This window comes from Streptomyces albicerus (genome assembly GCF_008905045.1).
Lineage (GTDB): Bacteria > Actinomycetota > Actinomycetes > Streptomycetales > Streptomycetaceae > Streptomyces > Streptomyces albicerus.
In genome coordinates this window covers 90,691-107,489 of the sequence record NZ_VWMY01000003.1, presented here as the reverse complement: position 1 = coordinate 107,489, position 16,799 = coordinate 90,691, and the positions used below count along the sequence as shown (strand labels likewise).

The 16,799-nt window shown below is 69.2% G+C and carries 11 protein-coding genes; 6 read left to right on the top strand and 5 right to left on the bottom strand.

The window, feature by feature from the left end; translation table 11 throughout:
• Positions 1-265 precede the first annotated feature (265 nt).
• Positions 266-1,354 (bottom strand): LacI family DNA-binding transcriptional regulator, encoded by a 1,089-nt coding sequence (locus GAS53_RS03425; protein ID WP_151475897.1) that lies wholly within the window; start codon positions 1,352-1,354, stop codon positions 266-268.
• A 116-nt stretch (positions 1,355-1,470) separates the two neighbouring features.
• The gene (locus GAS53_RS03420) at positions 1,471-2,484 is read right to left on the bottom strand and encodes a hydroxyacid dehydrogenase (RefSeq protein WP_192582927.1); all 1,014 of its coding nucleotides are present in this window, start codon (positions 2,482-2,484) and stop codon (positions 1,471-1,473) included.
• Positions 2,485-3,574: 1,090 nt separating this feature from the next.
• On the opposite strand from GAS53_RS03420, the gene GAS53_RS03415 reads away from it, so the two are divergent.
• The 6 genes from GAS53_RS03415 to GAS53_RS03390 are packed head-to-tail and all read left to right on the top strand — an operon-like array spanning position 3,575 to position 13,267.
• The gene (locus GAS53_RS03415; RefSeq protein ID WP_151475896.1) at positions 3,575-4,921 is read left to right on the top strand and encodes an extracellular solute-binding protein; all 1,347 of its coding nucleotides are present in this window, start codon (positions 3,575-3,577) and stop codon (positions 4,919-4,921) included.
• Entirely contained in the window at positions 4,918-5,916 is a 999-nt protein-coding gene (locus tag GAS53_RS03410; protein WP_151475895.1) for a carbohydrate ABC transporter permease, read from the top strand. The genes GAS53_RS03415 and GAS53_RS03410 overlap by 4 nt, the downstream gene beginning before the upstream one ends.
• On the top strand, positions 5,913-6,812 hold the full coding sequence (locus tag GAS53_RS03405; protein ID WP_151475894.1) for a carbohydrate ABC transporter permease: 900 nt from the start codon (positions 5,913-5,915) through the stop codon (positions 6,810-6,812). Before GAS53_RS03410 ends, GAS53_RS03405 begins: the two co-directional genes overlap by 4 nt.
• Before the next feature lie 49 nt (positions 6,813-6,861).
• Positions 6,862-8,655, top strand: coding sequence for an Ig domain-containing protein (locus GAS53_RS03400; RefSeq protein WP_151475893.1), 1,794 nt, complete (start codon positions 6,862-6,864; stop codon positions 8,653-8,655).
• Positions 8,656-8,669: 14 nt separating this feature from the next.
• Entirely contained in the window at positions 8,670-11,990 is a 3,321-nt protein-coding gene (locus tag GAS53_RS03395; RefSeq protein ID WP_151475892.1) for an alginate lyase family protein, read from the top strand.
• A 29-nt stretch (positions 11,991-12,019) separates the two neighbouring features.
• The gene (locus GAS53_RS03390) at positions 12,020-13,267 is read left to right on the top strand and encodes an alginate lyase family protein (protein WP_151475891.1); all 1,248 of its coding nucleotides are present in this window, start codon (positions 12,020-12,022) and stop codon (positions 13,265-13,267) included.
• A 22-nt stretch (positions 13,268-13,289) separates the two neighbouring features.
• Here GAS53_RS03390 and GAS53_RS03385 read toward each other — a convergent pair whose 3' ends face one another.
• From GAS53_RS03385 to GAS53_RS03375, 3 genes are all read right to left on the bottom strand, one after another.
• On the bottom strand, positions 13,290-15,161 hold the full coding sequence (locus GAS53_RS03385; protein ID WP_151475890.1) for a glycoside hydrolase family 127 protein: 1,872 nt from the start codon (positions 15,159-15,161) through the stop codon (positions 13,290-13,292).
• A 141-nt stretch (positions 15,162-15,302) separates the two neighbouring features.
• Positions 15,303-16,373, bottom strand: a complete 1,071-nt coding sequence (locus tag GAS53_RS03380; RefSeq protein ID WP_151475889.1) for a LacI family DNA-binding transcriptional regulator — start codon at positions 16,371-16,373, stop codon at positions 15,303-15,305.
• 156 nt (positions 16,374-16,529) lie between these two features.
• Positions 16,530-16,763, bottom strand: a complete 234-nt coding sequence (locus GAS53_RS03375; protein WP_151475888.1) for a hypothetical protein — start codon at positions 16,761-16,763, stop codon at positions 16,530-16,532.
• Between the last annotated feature and the right edge of the window lie 36 nt (positions 16,764-16,799).

Here is a 16,799-nt window from a genome sequence, read left to right as displayed (position 1 = left end):
GTAGAAACCGGTTGCCGGGGACAGTAGGCCGACTGGTGGCCCGTATCAAGAGGCCGAGCGGAAATTATTGCGTCGAGTTGTCCGTGAGGTTAGCTCGGGACACCTCGGAGCGCTGTCGGGCGCGAGGGAATCTGCGCAGGTCAGAACGGTATTTACGCTGCTCGCACAGGTTCTCGCGAGCGTCGCGTACGTTCACGGCAGATTTCGGATCGGTTCGGAAACCGGTTACGTAACGACGCTTCCCAGGCCGCGCACCAGCCGCACATCATGAGCGCCGGCCGGGCGGTTGGACGGACTGCCGTACGACGACATGGGTGCCCAGTACGAGGTGCTCGCCGTCGCCGGTCCTGCGGCGGCCGGTGTTGCCCTCGCGCCGGTCGGCCACCGCGCGCAGTGCGGCGCGGCCCATCTCCTCGTAGGGGACGTGCACGGTCGTCAGCTGAGGTGTGAGCTGCGAGGCCAGCGGGATGTCGTCGTAGCCGACGATCGAGACGTCCTCGGGCACCTTGAGCCCGGCCGCGAGCAGGGCCTGCATGGCGCCGGCCGCGACCACGTCGGTGCCCGCGAGCACCGCCGTGAAGTCCAGCCCGCGGCGCAGGGACTCCTCGACCGCGTCGTACCCGTGCTCGTAGTCATAGGGGCCGTGCAGTACCAGGCCCGGGTCGAAGGGCAGGCCGTACGCCTCGAAGGCCCGCCGGGCCGCACTCAACCGGCCCTGGGCCGTGGTGAGTTCGGCATGACCGGGCAGCACCAGGACGCGGCGGTGACCGGCGGACAGCAGATGGCTGGCCATGGCGTAGGCGCCGCCCTCGTTGTCGTAGTCGACCGTCGTGGCCGGTACGTTGCCCTCCAGCGGAGGCCTGCCCACCAGGACGAGGTGCGAGCCCGCCGCGTCCAGGGAGCGGGCGAACCGGGCCATCCTCAGTTGGTACTCGTCGTAGTCGTACGCACCGCCGAGCAGGACCACCGCGGCGACGCCCTGCTGGCGCATGAGGTTGACCAGCGCGAGCTCCCGCTCCGGGTCGTCCCCCGTGGTGCCGACCAGCGAGAGCCAGCCGCGCATCGAGGCGGCGCTCTCGACTCCCTTGGCCACGTGCGCGAAGGCGGCACCGGTGATGTTGTTGAGGAGGATGGCCACCGTCGGCGTACCCCCGCCGGCGAGCGACCGGGCGTGGGCGTTGGTCACGTAGTCGAGGTCCCGCACCACCTTCATCACCCGGCGGCGCAGTGTCTCCGACACCGGATAGTTGCCGGACAGGACGCGCGACACGCTGGCGACCGAGACGCCCGCCCGCTCCGCCACGTCCCGGATGGTGGCCCGGCCGGAGTCCCCCGATGCCTTGCGCTGACTCACCGTAGTGGCTCCTTCACGTCGCGACCCCCCGGTGGAGCTGCGTCCCTGCCCCGAGCCGGGGCAGGAACCGTATCCCATTGTTTCTCCGAGGTGGCCGCGGGCGCTCGGGGCCGGGATCAGGCGACACGGGCCAAGTCCGCATGGTGCACCTCGTGGGCCGGTGGCAGGCCCGCGGCCAGGCGTTCCAGCTCATCGACGACGATGCGGCCGAGGCGTTCCAGCTCGTTGCCGAGCGAGCCGGCGATGTGCGGGGTGAGGAAGACGTTGGGGAGCGTGTACAGCGGGGATCCGGCGGGCAGCGGTTCGGGTTCGGTGACGTCCAGTACCGCGCTCAGCCGGCCGCGGATCAGCTCGTCGGAGAGCGCGACGGGGTCGACCAGGGCTCCGCGGGAGGTGTTGATCAGTACTCCGCCGTCCTTGATGAGGGCGAGCTTGTCGCGGTCGAGCATGCGGTGGGTCTCGGGGATGTCGGGGGCGTGCAGGCTGACGATGTCGCTGCTGCTGAGCAGGTCCTCCAGCGACAGCAGTTCGGCGCCCAGTGAAGCGGCTTCGCCGGGGTCCACGTAAGGGTCGTACAACGCGACGGTGAGGTCGAAGGGCCGCAGCAGTTCCATCAGCCGGCGGCCTACGCGTGAGGCGCCGATGACCCCCACGCGGCGGCCGAGATTGCCCGTGCCCGCGGTGTCGGCGGTGGACGGGTAGGCATGGGTGTCCCGGAAGTGCTCGCGGTGCGCGAAGGCGTCCTTCCCGGCGAGGAGGATCATGGCGAGCGTGTACTCCGCGACCGGCAGCGCGTTGCCGGTCACCGCGCTGGAGACGGTGAGTCCGCCTGCCCACAGTGCCTCGCCGACCAGCGAGCGGACCGAGCCCGCGGCGTGCAGGACAGCGCGCAGCCGTGGTGCCGCGGTGAGGACGTTCGCATCGAGGTGCGGGCAGCCCCAGCCGGTGATGAGCACCTCGGCCCGGGCCAACGCCGCGGCGGCGCCGGGTTCGGTGAAGTCCTGCACGACGAGCGTGGTGTCGATCTCGGCGACCTGCTGGAGCCGTGTCATGAGCGGCGGAGGAAAGAGCAGGGGGAGGTGCACCGGATCCATGGCGAACACGGCCCTCGGCAGCTGGGGGCTGGTCATGACTCTCCTCAGGCACTGGGAAACGTTTTCAGAAACCGTCTTCTACCGTAAATCTGGCTCGAAGAGCGGGTCAATGCGCATGATGGTGATCGCTGAGTGCGGCATCTCTCGACGCGCTGAGCGCATACGCCGACGTCGTGGCGGGGTGTAGCGGCAAGCTCGGTGGTTTCGTCGCAGCAAAGGGCAGTCGGCCGGTTGCTGCGGGCTGTGACACTACCTTGCTCTGGATAGTAACCGGTTACCTGGCGTTCCAGAGCGATTCGTGCACGGACGCACGTCGGGCGCACGCCAGGGCGCAGGCCGGACGTACGCCGGAGGGCGCTGGCAGTCCCGAGTTACGACCATGGACGGATGGCGGGGGATGTCAGGGGCGCGACCCGGTACGTCCGGGTCGCAGTCAGGCAGCCGAGCCCGGTGGATCGGTCGTGTCCGTGCGCACGCTGCCGCGTCCGCCACCGATTTCCACCGGTTCCTACGCTGCCGGCCGAGTCGTTGGCCCTCTCGAAGAAGGAGCCGAAGAGGTGCAGGCCTGTTCGGCTCTCCCGCACCACTGCCCGCGTCGCGCGGATCGTCGCACGAGGCGCGCGCATGGGGCACGCGTATGGGACCAGGGGGAGGGGTGGCCGAGCGCGGCGGCCGGCGAAGGACGCCCCGCCCACCCCGCTGTCGCGGTGGACCGCCCAAACCTTGATCGACAACCGGTTTCCGGCCTGCCCGTCCAGATCCTCGCCCGGTTCCCTCGTCGGCCTGGACTGCCGGACCGCGCGCCGACAGCTCGCTGACGATCGTCGGCACAGTGGTCCGGGAAACGCCTGCCTCTCTCGCCAACTCGGCTCGATGTGAACGATGTTGGCAGATGAAGGGGGCGAAGGGAGCTGCTCCTGGTCGTCCGCCGAGGGCTCCGGACTGACCGTCCGGCCTGGTGATTCATGACGGCGAAGTTACCCGGTCTTTTCGAAAGTTCGTCAACACTCTTGACGCAGTTTCCGGACAGAGACAAGCTCTGCCCCACTTGCATGACAACCGGTTGCCGAACTCCCGCTCCTTGTCGCCGGTTACTCGCACGACTTCAAGCAGGAGGTGGCGCTTCATGCGCTCACATGCCGGGGCTTCGTTGAGCCGTCGCCGGTTTCTCGCGCTGTCGGCGGGAGGCGTGGCCGGCACGGCGGCCCTCAGCGGCTGCGCCCTGTCGACCGCGGGAGCTGCGCCCGGCGGCGGCGAGAGCATCACGATGATGGTCAAACTCGACGACATCTCCCCGGAGCTGATCCAGCAGGCCCAGAAGGAACTCGGCATCAGCATCACCGTGGTGCAGGACGACATCACCCGGCTGATCGCGATGCTCACCAACGGAAAGCCGCCGGACCTGGTCCGTGGCCTGGGCGCCCTGGACGCTCCGTACTTCGCCGCCCGGGGCGTGGCCGAGGACCTGGACCCGTACTTCGCCAAGTCGACCATCCTCAAGACCGACGACCTGGACCCGGCCAACGACGTGTGGCGGTTCGACGGCACGACCCAGGGCAAGGGCCCCCGCTACGGCATGGCGAAGGACTTCTCCCAGGACGCGATGTTCTGGTACAACACCGCGCTCTTCGACAAGGCGGGCGTCGACTACCCCTCCGAGACCGAGCCGATCACGTACGAGGAGTGGCTGGAGAACGCCAAGCGCCTGGTCCAGCGCAAGAACGGCCAGACCACTGTGTACGGCGGCAGCTACAACGGCGTGAACCTCACCGTCCTTCTGACGAACCTGACCGCCGCCGCCGGAGGCAGCCTCTTCTCCGGGGACTTCACCCGGGTCGACTTCACCACCCCCGAGGCCCGCAAGGCCCTGACCTGGTACGTGGACTACGCCAAGACCAAGGTCGGGCCGAGCCTCATCCAGCCCAACCCCGACACCTGGGACGGTCCCACCTACGTCGCGAACCGCATGGCCATGTCCGGCAGCGGCTACTGGCTCGGCGGCATGATCAACGAAGACCCGAAGGTGGCGAAGGTGTCTCGCCTCGCCCCCGCTCCCGTCTTCGAGGGCGGCCGGCGGCTCAGCTCCTGCCAGGCCGGCACCGGCATGTGGATGCCCAAGAAAGCGCAGAACAAGGACGCCGCCTGGCGAGTCTTCGAATGGTTCTTCGGCGAAGGGCCGGCCAAGGCGCGCGCGGAGGGCGGCTGGGGGATACCGACGCTCAAGTCGCTGCGACCGCTGATGCCGCAGAAGGAGGACTACCAAAAGCGGGTCTTCAAGGTGCAGGAGGCCGAGCTGGAGCACTTCTCGGTGACGCCCTTCACTCCCTACGTCAAGACCGAGGCCGTCGACGCCCTCATCAACCAGATCCTTCCAGCCGCGATGAACGGCCAGATCTCCGTCGACACCCTCGCGGGACGCCTCAACTCGTCCATCAACGAGCAGATGAAGCGCGGTAAGGAGCAAGTGGGATGACAGTCGACCAGGTCCCCTCGGTCGCGGAGAAGCCCCGCCCGGCCGCGCGCCCCGACGCCGCGAGCTCCGCGGGCCCGCCCCGGAGCTCCATGACTACCCGGCGGCATCGTGCGTTCTACATGTTCACCTCGCCCTGGATCATCGGATTCCTGCTCCTGACCGTCGGCCCCATGGCGTACGCGCTGTGGCTGAGCTTCACCACGTTCGACGGCATCTCCCCCAACTGGCGCTACGTCGGACTCGGTAACTACCAGGAGCTGCTCTCCGACTCGGTGACCTGGGACGCCCTGGGGCGTGCCGGTCTGTTCGCCATCACCTCGGTACCGCTGTCGATCATCGCGGGAATGGGGCTCGCGGTCCTGGTCAACCGGCCGCTCAAGGCGCGCGGCCTGTGGCGTACCCTGCTCTACCTGCCGGCCGTGGTGCCGCCGGTAGGCGCGGGTCTCATCTTCAAGCAGCTCTTCAACCGGGACTCCGGCGCCACCAACGGCGTCCTCAACATCTTCGGCATCGACGCCATCGCCTGGCTCGACGACCCGTACGCCCGCTACGTGATCCTGATGACGGTGCTGTGGGCGGCCGGAAACATCATGATCATCTCGCTGGCCGGGCTCCAGGACGTACCCCGCGAACTCCACGAGGCGGCCCGGATCGACGGGGCGAGCGCCTGGCGCACCTTCCGCAGCATCACCGTGCCGCTGCTCTCGCCGGTCCTGCTCTTCCAGGCCGTGACCGGGATGATCGCCTCGGTGCAGACCATCATGCCGATGCTGCTCGCCGCCAACTCCACCCCGGCGGGAGTCACTTCGATCCCGCAGTCCAACTACATGTACATGATGCATGTGTTCGCGCAGTACTTCGCGCTCGGCCGCTACGGCTACGCCTCCGCGCTCCTGTGGGTGCTCTTCGTCCTGATCCTCATCGCGACCGGCCTGATCTTCAGGTTCACGTCCGGTGTGGTGTTCTACAACGTCGACCCGGAGGCGAAGAAGTGACCGCCACCACCGTGACCCCCAAGGCCCCCCGGACCTCCAAGGACGTCAAGACCTCCGATGCCGGGGGCCGGGTGCGGGTGCGCAAGTCCCGCCTCGTCCTCTACACGGTGCTCGTCGTGATCACCGGCCTGATGCTCGGTCCCTTCGGCTGGCTCGTCATCACCGGTCTGAAGACCACGCCCGAACTGGCGGCCTCCCCGGTGCACTGGCTGCCCGAGACGGTCCAGTGGCACAACTTCGCCGATGCCTTCACCGCCATCGACTTCCTCGGGTACTCCCGCAACTCCCTGATCATCTCCCTGATCTACGCCACCCTGGTCACCCTGAGTTCCGCCTGGGTCGGCTTCGGTTTCGCCCGCCTCACCGCCCCCGGCAAGAAGATCCTCTTCGGTGTGCTGCTCGGCTCGATGATGCTGCCGCAGATGATCACGCTCTTCCCGACCTACCTGATCTTCGCGAAGGTCGGCATGGTCGACACGTACTGGCCATGGGTGCTGTGGGGGCTGTCGGCCGCCCCGTATCTGGTGTTCCTCTTCCGGCAGTTCTTCGCCGGGATGCCGAAGGAGCTGGAGGAGGCCGCGATCGTCGACGGCGTCGGCTACGCCGGAATCTTCTGGCGGATCTTCCTGCCGCAGTCCTGGCCGGTCCTCTCCGCGAGCTTCGTGATCGCCTTCACCTGGACCTGGGGCGACTTCATCGCCCCGATGCTGCTCCTGTCCAGCGACAAGACCACGCTCTCCGTCGCCATCATGACCTCCTATGTGACGGACGGCGGACTGCCCGTCAACAACCTCCTGGCCGCGGGCTCCGTGATGTACGTCGTCCCCATCCTGCTGATCTTCCTCGTCGCCCAGCGCGGTTTCGTCGCCGGGATGTCCACCACCGGGCTCAAGTAACGCGCTCGATTCCCCCTTTCAACCCTCCTTTTCCGTAAGGGACTTCTCCATGAACGACGCCCAGAGCACCGGACTGTCCCGGCGCACCCTCATCCAGGCCGCGGGTGCCACCGCCGCCGCGTACTCCCTGATCGGCGCGGCCGCCGGCACCGCGAGAGCGGAGGACAGACCGGAGGCCGCCGATCGCCTGGTGGTGTACCCCGTTCCGACGGGCGTACCGCTCAACGCCAGCTTCTCCGTCAAGGCCCGCAAGCCCGGGGGCGAATGGCAGACGGTCCCCGTCCTGCGCGCCCGGACGAAGACCATCAACGAGAAGACCGGCGCCGGCATCGTCCGCAGCTCCTCGGTCGCCAACCTGGACTTCAGCGGCACCGTCGAGGTCCAGGTCACCTCGTCCAAGGGCGCCATCGGCTCCGCGCGGATCCGCCCGCTGTCGTACGACATCGCGCACGAGGCGAGCGGCGACACCATCACCTTCAGTCTCACCGAGCCGCGCAACCTCTCCATCGAGATCGGCAGCGGCGACACGTACGACATCTACGACAACCTGCAGTTGCACGCCAACCCGATCGAGGCGCAGCGGCCCGAGGAGGACGACCCCGACGTCATCTACTTCGGCCCGGGCATCCACACCGTGCCGAACAACGTGGTGATGGTGCCCAGCGGGAAGACGGTGTACCTGGCCGGCGGCGCGGTGCTGAAGGCCCGGGTGGAGTTCAACAAGGTGGAGAACGCCCGGCTGCTCGGCCGGGGCATCATCTGGGACTCGGACGCCGCCACCCTGGTGGCGTTCTCCAAGAACATCGAGATCGACGGCATCCTCGCCCTCAACCCCAAGACCGGCTACTCCTGCACCATCGGGCAGTCGAAGCAGGTCACCGTCCGCAACCTGCACTCCTACAGCTTCGGCCAGTGGGGCGACGGCATCGACGTGTTCAGCAGCGAGGACGTGCTGATCGAGGGCGTCTTCATGCGCAACAGCGACGACTGCATCGCCATCTACGCCCACCGCTGGGACTACTACGGCGACTGCCGCAACGTCACCGTCCGCAATTCCACCCTCTGGGCCGACGTCGCGCACCCGGTGAACATGGGCACTCACGGCAACCCGGAGAAGCCCGAGGTCATCGAGAACATCGTCTTCAGCAACATCGACGTCCTCCAGCACCGCGAGCCGCAGGTCCTCTACCAGGGCTGCTTCGCCCTGAACCCGGGCGACAGCAACCTCATGCGCAACGTCCGCATCCAGGACGTCCGGGTGGAGGACTTCACCTGGGGTCAGCTGATCAACATGCGGGTCATGAAGAACCGGTACAACGCCTCGCCCGGCCGGGGCATCGAGGACGTGTACGTGCGCAACCTGACGTACAACGGCAAGCACGCCGACATGGCGGTCGTGGTCGGCTACGACGCGGACCGCCCCGTCAAGAACCTCACCTTCCAGAACATGGCGATCAACGGCCTGGTCATCGCCGACAACATGAAGGAGAAGCCGCGCTGGTACCTGACCCAGGACCAGGTGCCGATGTTCGTCAACGAGCACGTGCAGAACCTCCGCTTCCTGGACGCCGCGACCGCCGCCTCGACCGCCGCCCCCGAGGTCACCAGTGCCGGTGAGGCCACGGCCACCAAGCGCCAGGTCTTCAACCACCTGATCACCGCGACCGGACTGCCGACGTCGTTCGACGCCGAGGGACTGCCGAAGGGCCTCGAGGTCGACAAGAAGACGGGTCTGATCTCCGGAACCCCGCAGGTTCCCGACACCTACACGATCACCGTCTCGGCCACGAACACCGCCGGTACGGCCACCAAGTCCCTCAAGCTCACCGTGCAGAGCGCGTAACAAGGAGTCAGCTCGTGCTTCCCCTCAGCCGACGGTCGTTCCTCGGCGCGGCGGGGCTCACGGCCGCGGCCGGAGGCGGACTGCTGTCCGCCTTCGCCGCGCCCGCGTGGGCCCAGTCCACCGAAGCGGCCTTCACCTTCAGACACCCCGGACTCCTCCACTCCCGCGAGGACCTGGACCGGATGAAGGCCGCGGTCGCCGCGAAGGAGTCCCCGGTCCACGACGGCTACCTGGCGCTCGCCGCCCACGCGCGGTCCAAGGCCACGTACGCGATCCAGAACACCGGACAGATCACCACCTGGGGCCGCGGCCCCACCAACTTCATGAACCAGGCGGTCGCCGACTCGGCCGCCGCCTACCAGAACGCGCTGATGTGGTGCGTGACGGGCGAGCGCGCCCACGCCGACAAGGCCCGCGACATCCTGAACGCCTGGTCGGCCTCCCTCACCGGCGTCACCGGCGCGGACGGTCCACTGGGCGCCGGGCTCCAGGGCTTCAAGTTCGTCAACGCCGCCGAGCTGCTGCGGCACACCGGCTATGACGGCTGGGACAAGGCCGACATCGCCCGCTGCGAGGACTCCTTCCTGCGCGTCTGGTATCCGGCCGTCTCCGGCTACATGCTGTACGCCAACGGGAACTGGGATCTGACGGCCCTTCAAACGATCCTCGCCATCGGCGTGTTCTGCGAGGAACCCACGCTCTTCGAGGACGCCCTGCGGTTCGCCGCGGCCGGCGCGGGCAACGGCAGTGTGCGGAACCGCATCGTCACCGATGCGGGCCAGGGCCAGGAGAGCGGCCGTGACCAGGGCCACGAGCAGCTCGCCGTCGGCCTGCACGCCGACGCCGCCCAGGTGGCCTGGAACCAGGGCGTCGATCTGTACGGCTTCGACGGCAACCGGTTGCTCGCGAACGTCGAGTACGCCGCCCGCTACAACCGCGGCGGCGACGTCCCCTTCACCCCCGACCTCGACCGCACCGGCAAGTACATCAAGACGACCGTCTCCGAGAAGGTCCGCGGCAACCTCCCGCCGATCTACGAGATGGCGTACGCGCACTACGCGGGCGTACGCGGCCTCGACGCCCCGTACACGAGAGACGTCCTCTTCCGCGGCACCGGCGGGACCCGCGTGGTGGAGGGCAGCAACGACGACCTGCCGAGCTGGGGGACCCTCACCTACGCCGGCGCGAAGGCCTCGCCCAAGGCGCCCACCGCCCCCACCGGGCTGACCGCCGCCGGTGACGACAACAGCGTCAGCGTGTCCTGGCTGCCGTCCGCGTGGGCGACCGGATACACCGTCCGGCGCGCCACCCGGCCGGAGGGGCCGTACGAGCGGATCGCGTCCGGGATCGACACCGCGACCCACACGGATCGAGACGTGCGCGCGGGCCGCACGTACTACTACACGGTCACCGCCGCCAACTCACAGGAGGAAAGCGGCAATTCGGGGTGGGTGGCGGTGACCGCAGGACTCCCGGAGCCCTGGTCGACACGGGACGTGGGCGATGTACGCCGGCCGGGCGCCGCCGCCTTCGACGGCGAACGCTTCGTGCTGGAGGCGAGCGGCACCGCGGACACCTACCGGCTGGCGCATCTGCCGCTGCAGGGCGACGGCACGATCGTCGCACGCATCGTATGGCCGCTCAGCTCGCAGTACTCCAAGATCGGCGTCACCCTCCGCGGCTCCCTCGACGCGGACGCCCCGCACGCCTCGATGCTGATCCAGGGGCTGCCGCTGCACACCTGGAGCGGCGTGTGGACCGTACGTGCGTCGGCCGGGGCGGACATCTCCGCCACCGGCAGTACACCCGTGCCGCCGACGCAGCAGCAGGCCATCACCACCGCCGCGTCGTTCCCGATCTCCAGCCTCGGCACGCTGCCGGAATCGGCGACACCGCTGGAAGCCCCGTACGTCGAGGGCGCGGGGGACGGCTACCGGCTGCGTATGCCGTACTGGGTGCGCGTCACCAGGAAGGGCCGCCGCTGCACCGGATCCATCTCCCCTGACGGCATCCGGTGGACCGAAGTCGGCTCCACGGACGTCGAGTTGGGGCGGACGGCGTACGCGGGGCTCGCTCTCACCTCCTGCCTGGGCGTCGACGAGGAGTACGCCGAGACGGGCACCGGAGCCTTCGACAACGTCAGCGTGACCTCTTCGACCGGTGAGGTCTGGAGCATGCCCCGCCCCGCGCGCACCGCCGCCGGTCTGCGGGCGGCCGCCGGTGCCGACGCCGTCGAGCTGTCCTGGACCGACCCGGACCTCTCGGCCCGGTACAAGGTGCTGCGGGCGACCCACGCCGACGGACCGTACGTGACGATCGCGACAGGAGTCGGCCCCGTCGGCTTCGGCACCCGCATCCGGTACGCGGACGCCACCGGCGCGCCCGGCACGACCTACCACTACGTCGTCACGAAGTCGAACGCCGGCGGGCGCGGTCCGCTCTCGGAACCCGCCGACGCGGTCATGCCGACACCCTCGGTGCCCGAACTGACCTCCATGACCACCGAGTTCGCGAACAAGGGGGTCGCCTTCCGTCATCTGCTGCGGGCCACGCACGAGCCGGTGTGGTTCACCGCGGACGGCCTGCCCGACGGCCTGCGCGTGGACAAGCGCACCGGGATCATCTCCGGAACCCCCACCAGGACCGGCGAGTTCACGGTCACCACCACCGCGGGCAACGCGGCCGGTACCGCGAGCGGCACGCTCACGCTCACGGTCGGTACGCCTCCGCCCGCGCCCTGGTCGTACGGCGATCTCGGCGACGTAATCCTCGACGACCGCGCCTACGGGACCTTCGGTGTGGTGGCCGTCCGCACCCCCGGCAGCACCGCACACGAGGACGGCACCTTCGTCGTGCGCGGTGCCGGGACCGATCTGACCGTCAACAACCAGGGAATGACAGGGCAGTTCGTACGACGGCCCGTCACCGGCGACTGTGAGATCACCGCCCGGCTCGTCTCGCGCGAAGGCGCGAGCGGCGACCGGGTCGGGCTGCTGATGGCCAAGTCGCTGTCACCGTTCGACCAGGCGGCCGGAGCGATCGTCACGGGCGGGACCGCCGCCCAGCTGATGCTCCGTACGACCGTGGCCGGACGGTCGGTGTTCACGGGCAACGGCACGGTCACCGCCCCCTGTCTGCTGCGGCTGAAGCGCGCTGGGACCGCCTTCACCGCAGCTGTTTCCACCGATGACGGCGTCACCTGGACACCACTGGCCACGGGAGAGATCCCCGGCTTCGGCGACGCCCCCTACTACGTGGGCCTGGTGGTCTGCTCCCGCAGCCCCCTGGTCCGCAGCACCGCGCGATTCAGCGAGGTGAGCATCACCCCCATGTAGATCCCCCACGGGATTGGAGATGCACCAACATGAGCCGCACTTCCCCCCACCAGCACCTCCAGCAACCAGAAATGAGCCGCCGCGGTCTGCTGAAGACCGCCGGCGGTCTCACCGCCGCCCTCGCCGTCGGCGCCTCGGCCGGGTTCCTCACGGGAGCCCCGGCCGAGGCGGCCCCGGCCACCTTCACCCACCCGGGCATGCTGCACGCCTACGGCGAACTCAACCGCGCCAAGGTACGGGTCGCCGCGGGCGACGATCCGTGGCTGTCCGGCTGGAACCGCCTGACCGCCAACTCCCACTCCGCCAGCACCTGGACGCCGCGCCCACAGGCCACGATCATCCGCGGCGGCACCGGCGAGAACTACGGCATCCTCTACAACGACATCCACGCCGCCTACCAGAACGCCCTGCGCTGGAAGATCGCGGGGACCACGGCCCACGGAGACAAGGCACGCGACATCCTCAACGCCTGGTCGTCCACCCTCACCACGGTCACCGGAAACGCCGACCGCTTCCTGGCCGCCGGGATCTACGGCTACCAGTTCGCGAACGCCGCCGAACTCATGCGCGGCTACAGCGGGTTCGACCTCGAGCGGTTCAAGCGGATGATGCTCAACGTCTTCTACCCGCTCAACAACCAGTTCCTCACCGGGCACAACGACGCCTGCATCACCAACTACTGGGCGAACTGGGACCTCTGCAACATGAACTCGATCCTCGCGATCGGGATCCTGTGCGACGACGGCGCCAAGTACGACCAGGCCGTGAACTACTTCAAGAACGGCGCGGGCAACGGCTCCATCACCCACGCCGTCCCGTTCGTGTACGACTCGCAGGGCCTCGCCCAGTGGCAGGAGAGCGGCCGCGACCAGGGCCACACCATGATGGGCATGGGCCAGATGGGCGCCTTCTGCGAGATGGCCTGGTCCCAGGGCGACGACCTGTACGGCTACGGCAACAACCGGTTCATGAAGGCCGCCCAGTACGTCGCCAAGTACAACCTCGGAGAGAGCGTCCCCTTCACCACGTACACCTGGGGCACGGGCCAGAACTGCGCCCAGCAGTCGCACACCGTGATCTCCTCGTCGGGCCGAGGGCAGGTCAGGCCGGTGTGGGACATCCTGCACTACCACTACGCCCGCAGGCGCGGGCTGTCCGTCCCGTACATCACCGCCATGGCCGAGAGCGTGCGGCCCGAGGGCGGAGGCGGTGACTACGGACCCAACAGCGGAGGCTTCGACCAGCTCGGCTTCGGGACGCTGATGTACGCCAAGTAGGCGGCCCCGCCGGCCGAACCGATCACGGCTGGTACACCGGAATCCACACCCGCATCGCACCGTCCGCCCGGTTCGCCCACAGGTGGTACGGCACGGCCGTCAGCGTCACCGGCGAACCGTCGGGGCGGTGACGGCCGCGCGCGGTCACCACGGCCGTACCGCCGAGCAGCCCGGGACGCCATTCGGCCGTGAGTGACGGATCGGCGACGTCCAGGACCAAGTCGTCGAAGCGGCCCGGCAGTTCGGGGCGATCCGGCTCCTCCAGGCAGTACACCAGCGGGCCGTACTCGATCGCCGCGCAGCCGCGCACCGCGTCCACCCGGGGATCGGGGCGGGTGATCCGGGGCTCGAGCGACAGGTCGAGGACGACGGCGTCACCCGCGCTCCAGCGCCGGGACAGGCGGAGCCAGCCGTCGCCGGGGCGCGGCTGTTCCGGCGTGTCGTCGAGGGCGTACGCCGCCGCCCAGCCCGGAATCCGCAGCGCGAGGCACCACGGCTTGTCGGCGGGCGCCTCCTCAACGGTGACGGTGATCCGGCCGTCGTACGGATAGGCCGTCTCGACGCGGACCGCGCCGCCGCCCGCGCGGTACAACCCCGTTGCGAACTGGTGCAGTTGGAGCCCCGAGTCGTCGCCGCTCGCCACATAGTGGGGGAGCGAGGCGAGCAGCCGCATCACGTTGGGCGGGCAGCAGGCGCAGCGGAACCACGGCGTGCGGCGGGCCATCTGGTCGCCGCCGCGGTCGTCGTACTCCTCGCGGACCTGGAGCGGATTGACGTACAGCCAGCTGTCGCCGTCGAGTCCGACACCGGACAGGAAGCCGTTGAACAGCGTCCGCTCCACGAGGTCCGAGTACTTCGCCTCGCCGGTGAGCAGCGCCATCCGCCACGACCACTGGACCGAGGCGATCGCCGCACAGGTCTCGGCGTAGGCGCGGTCCGGCGGCAGCTCGTACGGGTCACCGAAGGCCTCGCCCTCGTGGCGCGAGCCGACCCCGCCGGTCAGGTAGGTCTTCGTCGCCACCATCGCGTCCCAGAGGCGCTCCATCGCGGCCCGCAGCTTCGGGTCGCCGGTCTCCGCCGCCAGGTCGGTGGCGCCGGCGAGGAGATACAGCTGACGGACGGCATGCCCCACGACCGTTCCGGCTTCGCGCACCGGAGCGTGGTCCTGCCAGTACGCCGCGCCCGGATCGCGGTCGTGGCCGCGGTCGACACCCGCACTCAGCACACCGTGGCCGCGCCGGTCGACGAAGTACGCGGCCAGCTCCAGCCAACGGCGCTCGCCGGTCTCCCGGTACAGCTCGACGAGGGCCGTCTCGATCTCGGGATGCCCGCACACGCCGTCCACCGGCTTGCCGGGGCCGAAGGTCGCGTCGATGTGGTCCGCGAACCGCTCGGCGACATCGAGGAGTTGGCGTCGGCCGGTGGCCCGGTGGTGGGCCACCGCCGCCTGGATCAGATGGCCCGCGCAGTACAGCTCATGGCCCCAGCCCAGCTCCCGCCACCGCAGTTCCGGGTGCGCCACCTGGTAGAAGGTCTGGAGGTAGCCGTCCGCCTCCTGCGCGGCCGCCAGGAGGGACGTCAACTCGTCGATGCGGGAGGCCAGTTCGGAGTCATCGGGCTCGTCGGCCAGTTGCCAGGACGCGGCCTCCAGCCACTTGTGCACATCCGAGTCCTGGAACTGGAAGTCCCCGGTGAAGCCGCCCTTGCCGTCGGCCGCGGCCCGCAGATTGGCGAGGTTCCCGGCCTCCTCCAGCTTCAACGGGCCCTGCGGGATGCTTACTTCGGCGTTCGTACGTCGTCGTGCCGCCCAGAAGCCGGCCGTGATCCACGCGTGCCTCGCGGGGCGCAGCGTGGTGTGGGAACCGTCGGTGAGACGGACCGGACCGGAACTCATGTGCGTCGACCTTTCGGTTCTTGGTTGGGTGCGGGGTGCCTCTGGCGGTTGGGCGGGTACGGGGCCCCGGTTGTTGGGCGGGTGCGGGTGGGTGGGGGCTGGTCGCGCAGTTCCCCGCGCCCCTTACGGGGCTGGGGTCGCTCACTTGCATGTGCCTTTCGGAGGTGCCACCGAGTCTCGTACCACCACGTGGGTGCCGAGGAGGAGGTGTTCGTCCGGGGCGTCGGGGGCCCGGGTCAGAGCCGTGCGGACGGCGAGGCGGCCCAGCTCCTCGTAGGGGACGTGGACCGTCGTGAGCGGGGGGTGGAGGTCCCGGGCGAAGGGGATGTCGTCGTAGCCGGCGAGGGAGACGTCGGAGGGGACGTTCAGGCCTGCCTCGTGCAGGGCGGTGAGCGCGCCGGAGGCGACCATGTCGGTGGAGGCCATCACCGCCGTGAACTCCAGGCCCAGAGTCAGGGCTTGACGCATCAGGCGGTGGCCCGAGTCGCGGGTGAAGTCGCCGGACAGGCGCAGCGCCGGGTCCGGGTCGAGTCCGCGGGCCCGATGGGCGGCCAGGTAACCCTGTTCGCGGCCCTGGGCCGTGGTGTTGGACGGCTTGCCGCCCAGGAAGAGGACGCGTCGGTGGCCCTGGGCCAGGATGTGGGCGCAGAGCGCGTACGCCCCGCTCTCGTTGTCGTATTCGATGACCGTCACGGGTGCGCCCGGGTCCAGGGGCGGGCGGCCGCAGAGGACGAGCCGGGAACCGGCCGACGCCAAGGAGTCGGCGATACTCGCCATGCGCTCGCGGTACTCGGCGGTGTCCGCGGTGCCGCCGACCAGGATCACCGCGGCGGCGCGCTGGGCGCGCATCATCTCGATGAATTCCAGCTGCTTCTCGGAGTTGCCCTCCGTGCTGCAGACGAGGCAGAGATGGCCGAGGCGGGTCGCCTCACGTTCGACTCCGTGAGCCATGTGCGCGAACGACGGGCCCGTGATGTCGTCCAGGACGAACGCGAGGGTCGGCGTGCCGACGCCGGCGATCGCCTTGGCGCGGGCGTCGGCCACGTAGTCCAGCTCGCGGACCGCCCGCATCACCCGTGTGCGGGTCGATGTGCTCACCGGGTAGTCGCCGGCCAGGACGCGCGACACCGTCGAGGCCGACACCCCGGCTCGTGCCGCCACGTCCCGGATGGTGCGTCGGCCCCCGACGTCACTGATGGTCTTCCTTGTCATGGCTCGCCCTTCTTCTTCGCCCCGGAAACGACTCGGTCCGTCGTCCGGGGGCGCCCCCACCCCTGGGAAGTGCGGCAACGCTTCTGGCAACCGGTTCCCGAGCCGGAGGCTAGCAGGGGAAGGGTCAGACGGGGAGAGGTCGGGAATTCGAAACTTTCACTCGCGTATCGAGGGATGTGCCTGGAAGCTCGTGGCGCTTGGCATCCGGCAGCGCGTTAGCAACCGGTTGTTGCGCCACTGGGGCGGCTCCAGCTCTTCTGCGACGGGCTGGAGATCGGTCATCAGGACCAGGGGGCCGTCGACGGTCTGGACGTTCTCGGTCTTGAGCCGCGTATGCCCGGCCGGTCCTTCTTCGGTCGGCGGCGGCACAAGGACCGTGGCCCTGGACAAGGCGACACACGGACCCTGGCCCTGGACAGAAGGATC